The sequence below is a fragment of the Aliiroseovarius salicola genome (assembly GCF_027891095.1).
Taxonomy (GTDB): domain Bacteria; phylum Pseudomonadota; class Alphaproteobacteria; order Rhodobacterales; family Rhodobacteraceae; genus Aliiroseovarius; species Aliiroseovarius salicola.
Genome location: NZ_JAQIIO010000004.1, coordinates 185161 through 201607 on the forward strand (window position 1 = coordinate 185161; position 16447 = coordinate 201607).

A 16447-nucleotide genomic window follows, 5' to 3' on the forward strand; every position below is an offset into this window, starting at 1 on the left:
GTGAGCGGCAAAGCCGCGAGGGGCAGAGCCCCTTTCCCGGTCCGTCCTTCATGTCCCGCAGAATGTCCGCATCACCCGCTCCTCTGGTTTGGGCGGCAGGGTCAGATCCATATCTGCCTCTTTCGGAGCGTAGGGCCGTATGAATGCACTCGCAAGCCGTTGAAACGGTCCAAGATCGCCATCGACACCGGCCTGAATGGCCGCTTCGATTTGATGATTGCGCGGGATTACCACCGGGTTGGCTGCGGCCATGACCGCTTTTGGGTTGTCCTCGCGCGCCAACCGCGCGCGCCAGTCCGTCGCCCAGCTGTCCCACGCTTCATCTTCGTTGAACTCGGCCTTCGCCGCCCCTGAAAGCAGCCCCGAGAAAGTCCAGGTGAAATCTGACTGGCTGGTGGCCATACGGCTCAGAAGCCCGGTGATCAGATCCATATCCCCTTCTTCTTCGCGAATAAGCCCGATCTTGGCCCGGAAACGCCTAATCCATGCGGTCTGGAAGAGTTCCGGGAAAGATGTCAGCACCTCATTCATCTCTTCTATGGCGGCATCCTGATCTGTCATCAGGGGCAGAAGCGCTGTGCCCAGCTGCGCGAGGTTCCAAAGCGCCATGTCCGGTTGCGCGGCATAGGCGTAACGCCCCATCTGATCGATCGAGGAAAACACCGTGCGCGGGTGATAGGCGTCCATGAAGGCACAGGGGCCATAGTCGATGGTCTCGCCGGACACGGCCATATTGTCCGTATTCATCACGCCGTGAATGAACCCCACCGACATCCATGCTGCGACCAGTTCCGCCTGCCGCTCCATCACGGCAGAGAGAAACGCCACCGGGCCTTCGGTGCCGGGGTAATGGCGGGAAATGGCGTGTTCAAGCAGCAGCTCCAGCGCCTCTTTGTCCTGCCGCGCGGCAAAAAACTGGAAGGTTCCAACCCGGATATGGCTTGCCGCGACACGCATCAGAACCGCACCGGGATAGGCGCGCTCACGCTGCACGATTTCACCGGTCAGGGCGGCCCCCAATGCGCGTGTGGTTGGGATGCCCATGGCGTGCATGGCCTCGGACACAAGATACTCTCGCATTACCGGTCCCAACCACGCCCGCCCGTCGCCATTGCGCGAATAGGGGGTGATACCGGACCCCTTGAGCTGGATGTCACGGCGCCCAAAATCTCCGGTCACCTCTCCCAGAAGCGAAGCCCGTCCATCCCCCAGCTGAGGGACCCAGCCACCGAACTGATGACCTGCATAGGCTTGTGAGAGGGGCTCAGTGCCGGGCAGCAAGTTGTTTCCGGTCAGCACGTCTGGTGTCAGCTCTGTCGGATCAAAGCCCAGCTCGTGGGCCAACTCTTCATTCATGACCAACGGCGCCGGGGCCTTGACCGGCATCGGATTTAATCGGCTGTAGAACCGTTTCGGGAGGCGGGCGTAGGAATTGTCGAATACGGTGCTCATGGGATGAGTTTACAGGATCCGCGACATCAGGTGGTAACGATCACGCGACGAAAAGCCGATCCGCCCATAAAGCGTGCGCGCACGTGCGTTTTCCGTGTCGACTTCCAGATGCATCGCTTTGATTCCCTGTCCTGACAGGGCACGAGTCAGCGCAAGCATCGCCTCGGACCCCATGCCCCGACCACGCACACGCTCGCGCACGTAAAATTCGTCCAGAAACGCATCTAGCCCGCCAAACTCAATCGACCAGCCGAAGCTGACCGCGATATAGCCCACCGGAGCAGAACGCGGGCCAATCATCCAGATCGCGCCATGTGGTGAGCCTTCGAGCAACGGCACCAGGGCCCCGCGCCGTGTTTCGTCATCCTGTTGGATGCCTTGGCCCTCGTGAAATCCGGCGACCAATTTGGTCAGCCGTTCGAGATCGTCCATCGTGGCAAGTCGCAAAGCGCTCATAACCGGGCCAGCCTTTCCGTAAGCAAGGTGAAAAATCCGTCTGCATCCACATCCCCCATGAACATCGCATTTGGGGCGCGTTTGGTCACGCCCCACCAATCCGCAACGGTCATTCCAAGGGTCAGCTCGGACTCGGTTTCAATTTCGACATTCACATGACGACCAGAGAAGAGTTCTGGTTTGATCAGGTAGGCGATCACAGTTGGATCATGCAGGGGGGCACCCTCGGAGCCGTATTTCTCGCGGTCGAAGCGTTCAAAGAAATCCGTCATCTCAGCCACAAATAACCCGACTTTGGAATCGAAAGCGCGGAACGCATCATTGCGCGGTTTGGTGACCAGCACCTTGTGTGTGACATCCAGCGGCATCACGACAATTGGAACGCCTGATTTGAACACAATGTCAGCAGCTTGCGGATCGACGTAGATGTTAAACTCTGCCGAAGGGGTGACATTGCCCACTTCGAAATACGCCCCGCCCATCAGCACAATCTCCTGCACGCGCTCCACGATATCCGGGGCGCGAGTGAAGGCGGTGGCAATGTTGGTGAGCGGCCCCAGTGGGCAGAGAGTGACCGTGCCGGGGGGCTCTGTGCGCAGGGTTTCAATGATGAAATCCACCGCATGCCCGTCCTGAAGGGGCATCTGCGGCTCCCACAATTCCGGCCCATCCAGCCCGGTTTTGCCATGCACATATTCCGCCGTGACCAGATCGCGTGCCATTGGGCGGTCGCAGCCAGCAAAGACTTTGGTGTCGGATTTTCCCGCGGCTTCACAGATGATCCGCGCGTTTTTCTGCGTCAGAGACAGCGGCACATTTCCAGCCACGGCGGTGATGCCCAAAACGTCCACATCTTCGGGGCTGGACAGAGCCAGAAGGATTGCAACCGCGTCATCTTGCCCGGGGTCGGTATCGATGATAATTTTGCGTTTCATATCTGATATTTGCCCCGCGACATTAAGCTGCCAGCTCAATCCAGATTGGTACGTGGTCCGACGGTTTTTCCCGACCGCGTATCTCTTTGTCGATCTGGCAATCTTTCAGCAGGTCAGCACATTCCGGCGACAACAGGAAGTGGTCAATACGGATCCCGTCATTGCGGTTCCAGGCCCCACGTTGAAAATCCCAAAATGTGTATTGCTCCGGCGCCGGGTTGCGGTTGCGGAAGGCTTCGGTCAGTCCGAGGTTCATGAGTTTGCGATAAGCGTTGCGGCTGTCGGGCAGCGCCAGCGCATCCTTGGTCCAGGCTTCGGGGCGTGCGGCATCTTCAGCCTGCGGAATGACATTGTAATCGCCTGCCATGAGAAACGGTTCTTCGGCGGCCATCAATTCTTCGGCGCGTGCATGCAGGCGGGCCATCCAGCCGAGCTTATAGCCATATTTTCCATCGTGGATCGGGGCGCCCTCCGCATCGAATTCGACCGGGTTTCCATTGGGGAGGTAAAGCCCGCAGACGCGCACGGCACGCTCGTTAACCACATTCGCTTCGATATAGCGCGCCTGTTCGTCGCTGTCGTCGCCCGGCAGGCCACACATCACGTCTTCCAGCGGATATTTCGACAAGATCGCCACGCCGTTGAAGCTCTTTTGTCCATGAGTTTCAACGTTGTACCCCATGTTCTCAAAGTGTTCGCGCGGGAAGTTCTCGTCCACCGACTTCACTTCTTGCAGGATCGCCACGTCGGGTTTGGCCTCTTCCAGCCATGCGGTCAGCGCAGGCATGCGGGCCTTGATCCCGGCGATGTTGAAACTTGCAATCTTCATTCTGTGTTCCCCTGTTCGTGCGCGCCCAATGTGGGGGGAAACACGGGCAGGCACAAGGGTTTAACGGGCGCGCGGGACAGGTGGCCGGAAATGGCTGATCAGCGTGCAGCCCCGGCAGCGATTGCTTTGCCCGCTGCATGGGCCGAGGCCCAGGCCCATTGGAAATTGAACCCGCCCAGCCAACCGGTTACATCCACACATTCACCGATGAAATAAAGCCCTGTCTGGTGCTTCGACATCATCGTTTTGCTGTCGAGACCCGAGGTGGCGATGCCGCCCAGGGTGACTTCGGCCGTGCGATAGCCTTCCGATCCCGAGGGGGTGACGGACCAGTTCGCCAGCGCATCACAGATCTCGCGCAAGCGGGCGTCGGATTGGTCTGCAAGATTACCGGAAAGCCCCAGTTCCGGGGCAAGGAAATCGATCAGCTTGGCAGGCAATAGCCGCCCAAGTTCTGTGGTTAGGTTGCGCCGGCCCTCTTTTTGGCGCTGATCGCGCAATGCAGAAAAAAGATCTTGCCCGCCGGTCAGGTCGATTGTGACGCTTTCGCCTTCGCGCCAGTAAGACGAGATTTGCAGGATCGCGGGACCAGAGAGGCCGCGATGGGTGAAGAGCAGCGCCTCTTCGAAACTCGCCTGCGCATTCCAGATACGTACGGGAAGTGACAGGCCTGAAAGCGCAGCAAATCGGCCGTCTGGGAAGGTGAAGGGGACAAGGGCGGGGCGGGTTTCCGTGACCTCGTGACCAAACTGGCGGGCAATGTCATAGGCAAAGCCGGTGGCGCCCATTTTGGGGATCGATTTGCCACCCGTTGCAATCACAAGGTTGCGGGCCTGTACCTTGCCCTGATCTGTGTCGACCGAAAAACCATCCGGCCCGTGATCTACCGATTGTACACCACAGCCGAGCCAGATCTCGGTCCCAGCGGATTTGGCATCCTTCACCAGCAAATCCACAATCTGCGTAGCTTTTTCATCGCAAAAAAGCTGCCCGAGCATCTTTTCATGCCAGGCAATTCCGGCCTGATCCATCTTGGCGACCCAATCCCACTGCGTGTAACGCGATAGGGCAGATTTGTGGAAGTGTCTGTTTTCACCGAGGAAATTATTGGGTTCGCAATACATATTGGTAAAGTTGCACCGCCCGCCGCCAGAGATGCGGATCTTTTCGCCCGGACGTTTGGCATGGTCGATCAGCAGGGTGCGCCCGCCCGTATGGGCGGCACAAAAGAGACCCGCAGCCCCGGCGCCGATGATGATCGTGTCGTATTGCATCCCCGCCCCATACAGGGTTCGGGCGGGACTGTTAAGTCAGGATTTGGGGCGAAAGAGGCTCATGGAACCCATGACGCCATCGCGTAGGACAAAGCGATGCATTAGAGCTGCGCCGATATGCAGCACCAAAAGCACCATCAGGAGTTTAGTGCCCAGCATGTGCCAGTCGCGGATCGCCTCGAAAGTGGCCGGATCAGAGGTTGAGATGGAAAAAAGCCCAAAGGGCGTGACCGGCAATTCATGCACGCGTGCGGTGAGAAAACCGGTGATAGGGAGAAGAACCATGAGGGCGTAAAGGCCTGTCTGCACAGTGCGAGAGGCCAATTTTTGCCAAGGCGCAATAGAGTGTTCGGGGCGTTTGGCCATACCGGTTAACCGCATGATAAGGCGAAGCGAAAGCAGCCCGACCAGCAAGACCCCGAGAGAGGAATGCCCCATCAAGGAAAACTGACGTTCCGCGACGGGCATCTCGCCTGCAAATTTTTGACCAAAGGCAAGCATGGTCAGCACAATGAGCGCCATGGCCCAGTGGATCAGACGAAAAAGCAGGGCATAGCGTTGTGTCATGGATGTCTCCTTTGCCTCATACAAAGCAAGGGAGCCGCACCGGTCAAGGGGAAGGGGTCAGATCGAGAAAGAAGTGCCGCAGCCGCAGGACGCCGTGGCGTTGGGGTTGTTGATCACGAAACGCGCGCCGATCAGTTCTTCGGTGAAATCGATCTCGGCATTGGAGAGAAACGGCAGGGACATTTCATCTACCACCACTTTTTCGCCAGCGCCTTCGAGGACCAGATCCCCTTCGGTCGGATCATCGAGCGAAATGTCATATTGAAACCCGGAACAGCCGCCGCCTTCCACAGCCACACGCAGGGCCTTGCCCTGATCGGAGGCACCGATTTCGGCGAGCCGGTCAAAGGCTCGTTGGGTCACTTTTGGGGGCAGGGTGAGTTCCATTGGAATAACCATTATTTGTTCAGCGCCATCCGAATATAGGTGGGCAGTGGCGGCGCGGCAAGACGTGCCGGTATTGACCCGCGTAACTAATTGCAATTGAGTGGATTTTGACAGGCCGACAGGTCTGTCGGGACAGGTGAAAAGGAGCAGATGAATGCTCGCTACATATGCGACCCACCCCGAACACACGCGCGGGCGGCTTTTTGACGAGAGCGAAAGCGCTTTTCGCGAACCGTTTCAGCGGGATCGGGATCGGATCATCCATTCCTCCGCCTTTCGGCGTCTCAAGCACAAGACGCAGGTGTTTGTTGAACATGAGGGCGACTATTTCCGAACCCGCCTGACCCATTCGATTGAAGTGGCGCAGGTGGCGCGGACCATTGCTGGCGCGCTTGGGTTGAACCAACATCTGACCGAGGCGGTGGCACTGGCTCATGATCTGGGGCACACGCCGTTTGGCCACACCGGGGAGGACCGGCTGGACGAGCTGATGAAGCCGCATGGGGGCTTTGATCACAATGCGCAGGCGCTGAAGATCGTGACTTCGCTGGAGCATCACTATGCCAAATGGGATGGGCTGAACCTGACATGGGAAGCGCTGGAGGGGATTGCCAAGCATAATGGTCCGGTGGTGGGTGAGCTGCCCTTTGCTCTGGCGGAGTATAATGCGCGCCATGATTTGGAATTATCCACCCATGCCGGGGCCGAGGCGCAAGTGGCCGCGCTGGCGGATGACATTGCCTATAACAATCACGATCTGCATGACGGGCTGCGGGCGGGTCTGTTCACCATGGAAGAGATCGCGGAATTGCCCATCGTCGGGGAGATGATCCGTAAGGTGGATGGAAAATACCCGGGCCTTGATGCCGGGCGCAGGCGGCACGAGGCACTGCGGCGCGTGTTTGGCGTGATGGTCGAAGATGTGCTGGTGACCTCGAAGCGGCTGATCCAGGAGGCCAATCCGGCGAGTGTGGAAGAGGTGCGGGCGCTGGACCATGCGGTCATTCGCTTTTCCGATCACCTCTGGACAGATCTGAAAGTGATCCGAAAATTCCTGTTTTCTCGCATGTATCGTGCGCCTTCGGTTGTGGAGATGCGCAAGCGTGTGACGAAAGTGCTGGAAGAGCTCTTTGCCCATATGCTTGCCAATCCGTCCGACCTGCCCGATGGGTGGCAGCAAGCGTTGAAAGGGGCCGATGAGACAGCGATCGCAAGGCACGTTGCGGATTACATCGCCGGGATGACGGACCGCTTTGCCCTCCAAGAACACAAACGGTTGGGCCTCAAGGGGTAGGGGCGCTGCCCCTCGCGAGGCAAGCTCGCTCACCCCGGGATATTTGGGGTCAGAAGAAGGCGGCCCGTGGAGTGGCCTTGACCTTTGTCCTTATGCTGCTAGGAGTGCGCGGGACGAGAAAAGGACCCGTGACATGAACCTGTTTGCCGAAATTCGCGCGCTTGTGATCAAGAGCCTTGAAGAGATGGTGGCCGAAGGCGCGCTGCCTGAGGGTCTGAGCTTTGACAATGTGGCGGTGGAACCCCCGCGCGATCCGGCCCATGGGGATATGGCAACCAACGCCGCGATGGTGCTGGCGAAACCGGCCAAAATGAAGCCGCGTGATATTGCCGAAGTGCTGGCGGGCAAATTGTCGGGCGACACACGGATTGATGTTGCAGAAGTGGCCGGTCCGGGCTTTTTGAACCTGCGTCTTTCGGGTTCGATTTGGGGCGGGTTGGTCTCGGGTATTCTTGCCGGTGACGGCTATGGTCGGTCAACCATGGGGGCGGATCAGAAAATCAACGTGGAATATGTGTCTGCCAACCCAACCGGGCCTTTGCACGTGGGCCACACCCGCGGGGCCGTCTTTGGCGACGCATTGGCGAGCCTTCTGGAATATGCTGGCTACGACGTGACCCGCGAGTATTACATCAATGATGGCGGCGCGCAGGTCGATGTGCTCGCGCGTTCGGTCTACCTGCGTTACCTCGAAGCGCATGGTCAGGAAGTGGCGTTTGAGGACGGCACCTATCCGGGCGACTACCTTGTGCCGGTGGGCGAAGAGTTGAAAGCCAAAGTGGGCGACGCTTATGTGGGCCAGCCCGAGGACGTCTGGCTGGTGGAAATTCGCGAATTTGCCACGGCTGCGATGCTCGATCTGATCCGCGAGGATCTGGCTCAGCTTGGCGTGAAAATGGATAAGTTCTTCTCGGAAAAATCGCTTTATGGATCGGGCCGTATCGAAGGCGCACTGGAGAGCCTTGAAGCCAAAGGCCTGATTTATGAAGGCGTTCTGGAGCCGCCGAAAGGCAAAAAGCCCGAGGATTGGGAGCCGCGCGAGCAGACCCTGTTTAAATCGACCGAACATGGCGATGACGTGGACCGTCCGGTGAAAAAATCCGATGGCGCCTGGACTTATTTTGCTCCCGACATCGCTTATCACTTTGACAAGATCGAACGCGGCTTTGATCAGTTGATCGACGTGTTTGGTGCCGATCACGGCGGATACGTGAAGCGGATGAAAGCGGCGGTTTCGGCGCTGTCAAACGGTGAAGTGCCGCTGGATGTAAAGCTGACCCAACTTGTTAAGCTTTATAAAAACGGCGAGCCGTTCAAGATGTCGAAACGGGCGGGTAACTTTGTCACCTTGCGTGATGTGGTGAACGAAGTAGGCCCCGATGTGACCCGTTTCGTGATGCTCACCCGCAAGAACGACGCGCCGCTCGACTTTGACTTCGACAAGGTGAAAGAGGCCAGCCGCGACAACCCGGTCTGGTATGTGCAATATGCGCACGCCCGGATTTGTTCGGTGTTGAAAAAGGCTGCTGAGGCGGGTGTGTCGCTGGACGGAATTCCGCTCATCGAGGATGAAGCCGAGCTGTCTGTTGCCAAGAAGTTGGCCGAGTGGCCCCGTCTGGTCGAGATCGCCGCTCGCACCCATGAACCGCACCGCGTTGCCTTCTACCTATATGAACTCGCAGCAGAATTTCAATCGCTCTACAATCGCGGCAATGAAAAGCCAGAGTTGCGTTTTGTACAAGATGGCAAGAATGACTCATCTGCCACGAAAATTGCGCTTCCGCGTGCCGTGAAACTTGTCATTTCCTCGGGGCTTGGTATTTTGGGCGTAACTCCGGCCGAGGAAATGCGCTGATCACAAGCTCAGCTCGTGTCGGGGAGGGGGCGCAAACGCCCCTTTGAGGCAACGAAGCAGAGACCGGAGAGAGGATGCGCTTAACGCATCCCGCCGGATGTGAGGCAGGTATGGCAGATATCAACTGGGGCAATACACGTGCCCCCATGCACCCGACGCAATCGGCCGCTGGCCATGGTCATCAGGTCCACGCGCAGCGAGGACAGGGTCATCAGGGATCAGCGCAGCAAACGGCAATGCATCCCTCGCATTATGCCTCTGCGCAACACTCTCAGCACGCTTCTCCAGCGGGCCAGCAGGTCCACCAAACGATGGCACCTGAATATGGCGCGCCGCCTGCCTATGCGCATCAGGCGCAGCATGGCTATGTACCGTTTCAAGACGAGCAGGCTGGCGAGGCGATCCCGGTCGCAGCCTCGGATCAATCGCGTTTGGCCCCGCTCGTGAACTATGCGGGTGCAGCCCTGTCGCTTGCGCTTGTCGTTGGTCTTGGGGTTTGGGGGTATCAGCTTGCCATGCGTGATGTGACCGGTATTCCGGTTGTGCGCGCACTGGAAGGTCCAATGAGAATACAACCCGAAGAGCCGGGTGGCTTTGCGGCTGCTCATCAGGGGCTTGCAGTGAATTCAGTGCAGGCTGAAGGCGAAGCCAGCACCCCGTCTGATCGTGTGGCACTTGCCCCGGCACCTGAAACGCTGGATGAAGAGGACCTGCCGGCGGATGCTTCAACCCTCAGCGCCAGATCGCAGGTTGAAGATCCCGTTCTTCAACCCATTGAGGTGGCCGTCAAAACACCTGCGGAAGCAGATCTCAATATCGAGAACCTGCCGACAGATCCAGTGGCCGCCGCCCTTGCGATTGCGGCAGAAATCAGCCGCAATGCCCAGCCGCTTACGGGTAATACGGACGCTGAAGTGATCCAATCCGCTGCGCAAAATACAGCCAGCACTCCTGTGCCTGCACCGGCCGGTCCAATGGTCATCTCTGCTTCGATCCCCGGGGTGTCCTCTTCTTTGCGACCTGTGATCCGCCCGGCTGATCTGAAAATGATCGTGCCTGTCAAAGCGTCTCTGACAACCCCTGTGACAGAAACCGTGAAGGATATCACGCCCGACGCCATACCGGCAGGAACCCGGCTGGTGCAACTGGGGGCCTACGACAGCGCAGAGGTTGCGCGTGCCGAGTGGGAAAAGCTGTCGTCACGCTTTGATGACTATTTGCCCAGCAAGACGCGCGTGATCCAAAAGGCGCAATCAGGCGGCAAGACCTTCTATCGCCTTCGCGCCATGGGGTTCAAAGACCTTGCCGATGCGCGCCGTTTCTGTTCAGCTTTGATGGCAGGCAGAGCTGCCTGCATTCCGGTTGTCACCCGCTAAGGCGGGGCAACTTCAAAGCAAAGGAACAACCATGTCGACGCAAGGTGCCTATATTTTTGGGTGTGCGGGGCAATCCCTGTCGCGGGCGGAGCGTGATTTTTTCGAACGCAGCCAGCCTTGGGGGTTCATTCTATTTGCCCGGAATGTTGATAACCCGGATCAACTGCGTGCTCTGACTGCTGACCTGCGTGGGGCGGTTGGGCGGAATGTTCCGATCTTCATTGATCAGGAGGGGGGGCGTGTTGCCCGCATGATCGCCCCGCATTGGCGCGAGTGGTTGCCCGCATTGGATCAGGCGCAATTCAACAAACGGGATGCAACGCGGGGCATGTTCCTGCGATATCGCCTGATCGCGGATGAGCTTCTCTCAGTTGGCATTGATGGCAATTGCGCACCGGTTGTGGATCTGGCGTTTGCCGATACACACCCGATTTTGCGAAATCGCTGCCTTGGCGAGGATGTGGTCCATGTGGTTGAACGCGCGCAGGCGGTGGCTCAGGGGCTGATCGAAGGCGGGGTGCTTCCGGTTGTGAAACATCTTCCCGGTCACGGGCGTGCCACGATGGACAGCCACCAGGAGCTGCCGCATGTCGCAACCAAGGCGCGCGAATTGCACCACACTGATTTCCTTGCCTTTGAGGGCGTATCGAACCTACCACTGGGTATGACGGCGCATATTGTTTTTGAGGACATCGACCCTGATGCTCCCGCCACGCAATCGCCCACCATGATCAACCTCATTCGGGAAGAAATTGGGTTTGGCGGTTTGCTGATGACGGATGACCTTTCAATGCAAGCGCTGGAGGGGCCGCTGACCCTGCGCGCGCGTCGGGCCCTAGAAGCGGGCTGCGACATGATCCTGCACTGCAATGGCGATCTTGAAGAAATGCGTGAGGTTGCTGATGCCACCGGTGCCATGTCTGAAGAGGCCCGTCTGCGTGCCGAAAATGCGCTGACATGGCGCAAATCTCCTGTTCCGGTTGACATTGACGCTTTGGAAGCCGAGTTTCGAAGCCTGATGACAGGTGAAACAGAAGAGAACTGAACGCATATATGGCGGAGCAGGAAGAATTTGCAGAAGACGTGATATCGGTGACCGACCGTTTGGCGGCGGAAGCACTGATCATTGACGTCGAGGGGTATGAAGGCCCGCTTGATCTTCTTTTGACCTTGTCGCGCACGCAGAAAGTGGACCTGCGGCAGATCTCGATCCTCGAACTGGCAGAACAATATCTTGGGTTCGTGGAAAAAGCGCGTCACCTGCGTATTGAACTGGCTGCGGATTACTTGGTCATGGCCGCCTGGCTTGCCTTCCTGAAATCGCGCCTGTTGCTGCCCCCGGATCCCACCGAAGAAGGACCATCGGGTGAGGAACTTGCCGCTCATCTGGCCTTTCAGCTTGAGCGTTTGCAAGGGATGCGCGATGCCGCCGCAAAGCTGATGGCGCGCGACCAGTTGGGGCGTGATTTCTTCGCCCGCGGCGTGCCCGAGGATGTCACGCGCATTCGCACCGTAACCTACACCGCCACGCTCCTTGATCTTATGCAGGGCTATGCCCGTATTCGCACCAAGGACGAATTCCGTCCTTTCGTAATGGATCGTGAAAGCCTGATGACGATGGAGCAGGCGCTGGATCGTATGCGCGAACTGGTGGGCTATGCGGGCGATTGGACCGATCTTTCGTCCTATCTGCCCGAGGGATGGGTGCTGGACGGTAAACGCCGCCGCTCGGCCACTGCGGCCAATTTTGCGGCCACTCTGGAACTTGCCAAAAGTGGGCTGATCGACATTCGGCAACCTGATACATTTGCGCCGATCGAAATTCGCAGGAAATCGTGATGAATGAACAAGTGACAGATCTTCAGGAAGAAAGCCTGTTCGAAGCCCCGCCCATGGGGGAACAGGAACGAATGGTCGAAGCAATCCTGTTTGCTTCGTCAGAGCCGGTCAGCGTGGCAGAACTGGAAAGCCGGATGCCACATGGCTGTGACGCCAGAGAGGCCCTGATACATCTTGTTAAGCGTTACGAAGGGCGTGGGGTGCAGGTGGTGAAAGTTGGGGACGCATGGGCCATCCGCACCGCCCATGATCTTGGTCATCTGATGCAGAAGGAAACGGTCGAGACACGTAAACTCAGTCGTGCCGCCATCGAAACTCTTGCCATTATTGCCTATCACCAGCCGGTCACGCGCGCTGAGATTGAAGAAATCCGGGGTGTGTCGGTCTCTCGCGGCACCATCGACCAGCTCATTGAAATGGAATGGATCCGGTTTGGCCGGCGACGGATGACACCGGGTCGTCCTGTAACCTTTGTCGTGACGCCGCATTTCTTGGATCATTTCGGGTTGGAAAGTGCGCGCGACCTACCGGGCCTCAAAGAGCTGCGCGCGGCTGGTCTGCTGGAAAGCCGCCCACCACCCGGTATGATGCCAGGCCCCGACAGCGACGAAGAAGAAGAGGCCACCGCCGGACAGTCCGAGCTTTTTGAAGACTGACCTTGGGCAAATGACACTGGATAGATAACACGGGGCAAATGGGCCGTGATATTACCACTTTTCTGCGCTATACTGCCCGGCGAGCAGTGATGAGGAACAAACATGAATATGGACAGAATAATCAGCATGGTCATTCGCCGTGTGATTGGCAAGGTGATCAATCGAGGCGTTGACGCCGGCATTGATTATGCGGCGAAACGGAGCGGTCGCTCTGATGCGCAAGGCGAGATGTCACCTGAAGATCGCAAACGTGCCCAGCAGGCAAAGGGTATGGTGCGAAAGGCCCGGAAAGGCGCACGCGCGGGCCGCAGGCTTTTCTAAACAGGCCCATATTCTAATCGAATGTCTCCGGTTTTGGAGACCTCAGAAAACAGGCCAAGAGCCTGCTTTTCTTAAAGAACAGATGGGCTCAGCACTTGTAGGTGGTGGGCCGCATCTGGTTTATCAGGACTTGAAGTGTTTGGACAGTTTCAGCCCCTGTCCCTGATAGTTCGATTTGATGTCGATCCCGTAAAGCGCCTCTGGTGTTTGGGACATGCGTTCATAGACCAGACGACCCACCACCTGACCATGCTCAAGAACAAACGGCGCCTCGTGGCAACGTACTTCGAGCACGCCACGCGACCCGGACCCTCCTGCCGCATCAAAGCCGAAACCGGGGTCAAAGAACCCGGCATAATGCACGCGGAACTCACCAACCATGGCAAGGTATGGCGCCATTTCTGCGGCGCAATGGGGCGGGATGGCAATCGCTTCGCGGCTAACCAGAATGTAGAATGCACCGGGATCAAGAATGATCCGCCCTTCTGTTGTGCGGACTTCTTCCCAATACTCGGCAGGGTCGTAGTGGTTCAGCTTTGACAGATCCACGACGCCGGAATGACGTTTGGCGCGATACCCCACCAGATCTCCAGAAGCTGGCTTTAGGTCCACAGAGAACCCCAATCCATCTGAAATCACCGGATCGCCCGACACAATCGGGGTTTCCGCATGGACCGCACGCAGTTCGACGTCGGATAGAAAGGTGCGTCCCTGACGGAAAATGATCTGGGTAAGTAATTGCCCGGGCTGCGCCACAACAGAAAAGCTCTGCGGACAGATTTCGGCATAAAGCGGCCCTTCATAGCCGTCGGGCACCCGGTCAAACTCGATCCCCTGATCGGTGATCACCCGGGTCATCATATCGAGCCGTCCGATCGAGGATTTTGCACTGGCCGCGCCTGTCATGCCTTTGGGCAGCTTAAGGCGTTCCATCAGCGGTACGACATAGACACAGCCTTTTTCCAGGACTGCGCCACCGGTCAGCGCGATTTCGTGCATGGTCAGGTCGTCAAGGCGCTCTGCCACAGTACGACCCAGTCCCGGCAGGAAAGACGCGCGGACGCGATAGGCGCGCGCTCCCAGGCGCAGGTCGAGGCTGGCAGGCTGGATCTGGTCATTCAGGATCGGCGAGGCTGCGGAAATTGCGCCATCGGTGATCAGCTGTCTGATCTGAACATCTGCAAGTACACCGGCTGTGATCTCGGCTGTCATTGCGTTCCTCCCATCTCTTTCTTGATCCCCGGATACAAAAACGCCCACCCCAAAGAGGGGCGGGCAGTTTTATGCCCCATATCCGATCCCGTGCGGGGCGAATAGGGCGGGGTGTTTTGGTCGGGCTAGCAGGACTCGAACCTGCGACCTTCCGTCCCCCAGACGGACGCGCTACCAGGCTGCGCCATAGCCCGACTGAGGCTCTTACATAGTGATTTTCACGGGCGGGGCAAGCCGGAAAACGCAGGAAAACCACCTTGAGCCTCACTTCTTTTCGTCAGCCCCGACTGCCACGGTTCATCTGGGTGGCAAGCGCATCCAGACGGTCGGCCAATGCTTGCAAGACCGGCAGGTGAGCATTGGTCCCATGTAGCTGCGCTTCGCGTAGCGCAAGTGTCAGCGGAGCGGGCACGTCAATCTCGCCTTCTTCTGCATCACTGGGGATCTGAGAAATATCTCCTATCAGGGGAGCAGAGACCGGCTCTGTATCAAGTTCCTCCGCAACCAAAGGCTCGACATCCTCAGGAAGGGGCTCTTCGGGGACCGGGTCAGCTGCCGGCGGCTCTTCGGGGACGTCCTCCGCATCCGAATCGTCTCTGCTCTCGATCTCAGGTTCCTCTGCATGCTGGTCGATTGGATCAGGCTCGGAGGTATCCATTTGATCCACCGGGGTGGTGGTATCAGCAGGGGTGGGTGCGTCAGCAAAGGAAAACAGATCCATCGAACTCGAGGCATCACCCTCTGAGGATGGGGCGTCTGCCATTGGTGGTTGATCTGGTTCCTCAGCCGTTAGCGCATCATCGGCTAGGGCCTCAGCGTTCTGTGACGAAACATGGTACTCATCCGGTGTCTCATCGGAAGGCTCTGCAGTTGTCTCTGATTTGGCGTCCGCATCACTTGGGGCAGGGTGCGATGCCAATGTATCGGCAATGGTCGGGCCGTCGTGCGGGATCGGCTCCAGTGGATCGGAAGGTGCATCGGTCAGATCATCGCCAACCTCTTCCCCAGTAGAAACTGAGGCGTGTTCTGGCGCTTGCTCTGGCTCTGTTTCAGCCGGCACATCCTCTGCAACAGGCGATGACGCACCGACAGGATCCGAGGTGCTTTGTGCCGTATCTTGCTGAAGTTCCTCGGTTTCAGCCTGCACAGTTTCACCCTGTCCAGTAAGCTCTGGCTGGGGAACGTCCTCGGCAGGTGTGGCGTCTTCGCCCTGATGTTCAGCGGTGGCTGTGGGCAAGGCGGTCGCTTCCACAACATTCGTGTCCGGTTCTTCGTGAGCTGCGTCAAACGGAACCACATTCGTCGCGGTCGTTTCTCCGATTTCCGAATCAAGCGGTGGCGACATGGCAGCCACATGTTTGACCCCATGTTCCCGCAAAAGCTTTTGAACACCTCGAATGGTCATGCCATCGTCGTGCAAAAGCTTACGAATGCCCCCCAAAAGTTCCATATCCGTGGGGCGATAATATCGGCGACCGCCTGCGCGTTTTACGGGTTTGACCTGCGTAAAGCGGCTTTCCCAGAAGCGTAATACATGGGTGGGCACACCAAGCCAGTCGGCCACCTCGCTGATGGTCCGGAAGGCGTCAGGTGACTTTTTGTCCATGGTGATCTACCCGGAATTACAGTGTCAGAAACAAAACAAAAGAACCTGTTCAGGTCTTTGAAAAATCAGCTTTTATTGCCGACAGTTACGCGGTCTTTCATGAGGTGGGACGGGCGGAAGGTCAACACGCGGCGGGGGCTGATTGGCACTTCTTCGCCGGTCTTCGGGTTGCGGCCAACACGCGCGGCCTTGTCTCGCACCGAGAAGGTTCCAAAGGAAGAGATCTTGACGCTTTCACCTTTGACAAGCGCATCGGACATATGTCCCAGGACGCTTTCAACCAGTTGTGCGCTTTCATTGCGTGACAGGCCTACTTCACGAAACACTGCCTCGCTCAGATCCATGCGCGTCAAAGTCTTTTCACTCATTGATTGTCCCCCTGAAATGT

At 57.9% G+C, this 16447-nt stretch carries 17 protein-coding genes and 1 tRNA gene; 7 read left to right on the forward strand and 11 right to left on the reverse strand.

The features are described from left to right. Positions 1 to 48: 48 nt before the first annotated feature. The 7 genes from O2N63_RS09370 to O2N63_RS09400 all read right to left on the reverse strand — a co-directional run bounded on the left by O2N63_RS09370 (position 49) and on the right by O2N63_RS09400 (position 5912). Positions 49 to 1452: a protein adenylyltransferase SelO gene (locus O2N63_RS09370; protein WP_271054002.1), complete on the reverse strand. Its 1404-nt coding sequence runs from the start codon at positions 1450 to 1452 to the stop codon at positions 49 to 51. 9 nt (positions 1453 to 1461) lie between these two features. Further along, the gene (locus O2N63_RS09375; protein ID WP_271054003.1) at positions 1462 to 1908 is read right to left on the reverse strand and encodes a GNAT family N-acetyltransferase; all 447 of its coding nucleotides are present in this window, start codon (positions 1906 to 1908) and stop codon (positions 1462 to 1464) included. Next, positions 1905 to 2843, reverse strand: coding sequence for a nucleoside hydrolase (locus tag O2N63_RS09380; RefSeq protein WP_271054004.1), 939 nt, complete (start codon positions 2841 to 2843; stop codon positions 1905 to 1907). The genes O2N63_RS09375 and O2N63_RS09380 overlap by 4 nt, the downstream gene beginning before the upstream one ends. Before the next feature lie 22 nt (positions 2844 to 2865). Continuing rightward, a complete protein-coding gene (gene xth, locus O2N63_RS09385) occupies positions 2866 to 3672 on the reverse strand; it encodes an exodeoxyribonuclease III (protein WP_271054005.1) in 807 nt (268 codons plus the stop codon). 98 nt (positions 3673 to 3770) lie between these two features. Continuing rightward, on the reverse strand, positions 3771 to 4946 hold the full coding sequence (locus tag O2N63_RS09390) for a BaiN/RdsA family NAD(P)/FAD-dependent oxidoreductase (RefSeq protein WP_271054006.1): 1176 nt from the start codon (positions 4944 to 4946) through the stop codon (positions 3771 to 3773). 36 nt (positions 4947 to 4982) lie between these two features. Further along, positions 4983 to 5513, reverse strand: a complete 531-nt coding sequence (locus O2N63_RS09395; protein WP_271054007.1) for a cytochrome b — start codon at positions 5511 to 5513, stop codon at positions 4983 to 4985. A gap of 57 nt (positions 5514 to 5570) precedes the next feature. Then, positions 5571 to 5912 (reverse strand): HesB/IscA family protein, encoded by a 342-nt coding sequence (locus O2N63_RS09400; protein WP_271054008.1) that lies wholly within the window; start codon positions 5910 to 5912, stop codon positions 5571 to 5573. 142 nt (positions 5913 to 6054) lie between these two features. Here O2N63_RS09400 and O2N63_RS09405 point away from each other — a divergent pair, with 142 nt between their 5' ends. The 7 genes from O2N63_RS09405 to O2N63_RS09435 all read left to right on the forward strand — a co-directional run bounded on the left by O2N63_RS09405 (position 6055) and on the right by O2N63_RS09435 (position 13241). After that, positions 6055 to 7194 (forward strand): deoxyguanosinetriphosphate triphosphohydrolase, encoded by a 1140-nt coding sequence (locus O2N63_RS09405; RefSeq protein WP_271054009.1) that lies wholly within the window; start codon positions 6055 to 6057, stop codon positions 7192 to 7194. Between the two features lie 133 nt (positions 7195 to 7327). Further along, complete coding sequence (argS, locus tag O2N63_RS09410) at positions 7328 to 9049, forward strand: arginine--tRNA ligase (RefSeq protein WP_271054010.1); 1722 nt, start codon at positions 7328 to 7330, stop codon at positions 9047 to 9049. A 110-nt stretch (positions 9050 to 9159) separates the two neighbouring features. Further along, positions 9160 to 10425: an SPOR domain-containing protein gene (locus O2N63_RS09415; RefSeq protein ID WP_271054011.1), complete on the forward strand. Its 1266-nt coding sequence runs from the start codon at positions 9160 to 9162 to the stop codon at positions 10423 to 10425. Positions 10426 to 10456: 31 nt separating this feature from the next. Continuing rightward, complete coding sequence (locus tag O2N63_RS09420; RefSeq protein ID WP_271054012.1) at positions 10457 to 11470, forward strand: glycoside hydrolase family 3 N-terminal domain-containing protein; 1014 nt, start codon at positions 10457 to 10459, stop codon at positions 11468 to 11470. A gap of 8 nt (positions 11471 to 11478) precedes the next feature. After that, positions 11479 to 12264, forward strand: coding sequence for a segregation and condensation protein A (locus tag O2N63_RS09425; RefSeq protein WP_271054013.1), 786 nt, complete (start codon positions 11479 to 11481; stop codon positions 12262 to 12264). Beyond that, positions 12264 to 12920: an SMC-Scp complex subunit ScpB gene (scpB, locus tag O2N63_RS09430; RefSeq protein ID WP_271054014.1), complete on the forward strand. Its 657-nt coding sequence runs from the start codon at positions 12264 to 12266 to the stop codon at positions 12918 to 12920. The genes O2N63_RS09425 and scpB overlap by 1 nt, the downstream gene beginning before the upstream one ends. Positions 12921 to 13022: 102 nt before the next feature. Beyond that, positions 13023 to 13241, forward strand: coding sequence for a hypothetical protein (locus tag O2N63_RS09435; RefSeq protein ID WP_271054015.1), 219 nt, complete (start codon positions 13023 to 13025; stop codon positions 13239 to 13241). Between the two features lie 123 nt (positions 13242 to 13364). Here O2N63_RS09435 and O2N63_RS09440 read toward each other — a convergent pair whose 3' ends face one another. The 4 genes from O2N63_RS09440 to ihfA form a co-directional block, all read right to left on the reverse strand. Then, on the reverse strand, positions 13365 to 14453 hold the full coding sequence (locus O2N63_RS09440) for a 2'-deoxycytidine 5'-triphosphate deaminase (protein ID WP_271054016.1): 1089 nt from the start codon (positions 14451 to 14453) through the stop codon (positions 13365 to 13367). A 117-nt stretch (positions 14454 to 14570) separates the two neighbouring features. After that, positions 14571 to 14647: transfer RNA gene (locus O2N63_RS09445), tRNA-Pro, on the reverse strand. Between the two features lie 83 nt (positions 14648 to 14730). After that, positions 14731 to 16059, reverse strand: a complete 1329-nt coding sequence (locus tag O2N63_RS09450) for a MerR family transcriptional regulator (protein WP_271054017.1) — start codon at positions 16057 to 16059, stop codon at positions 14731 to 14733. A gap of 65 nt (positions 16060 to 16124) precedes the next feature. Further along, positions 16125 to 16427: an integration host factor subunit alpha gene (gene ihfA, locus O2N63_RS09455; RefSeq protein ID WP_271054018.1), complete on the reverse strand. Its 303-nt coding sequence runs from the start codon at positions 16425 to 16427 to the stop codon at positions 16125 to 16127. Between the last annotated feature and the right edge of the window lie 20 nt (positions 16428 to 16447).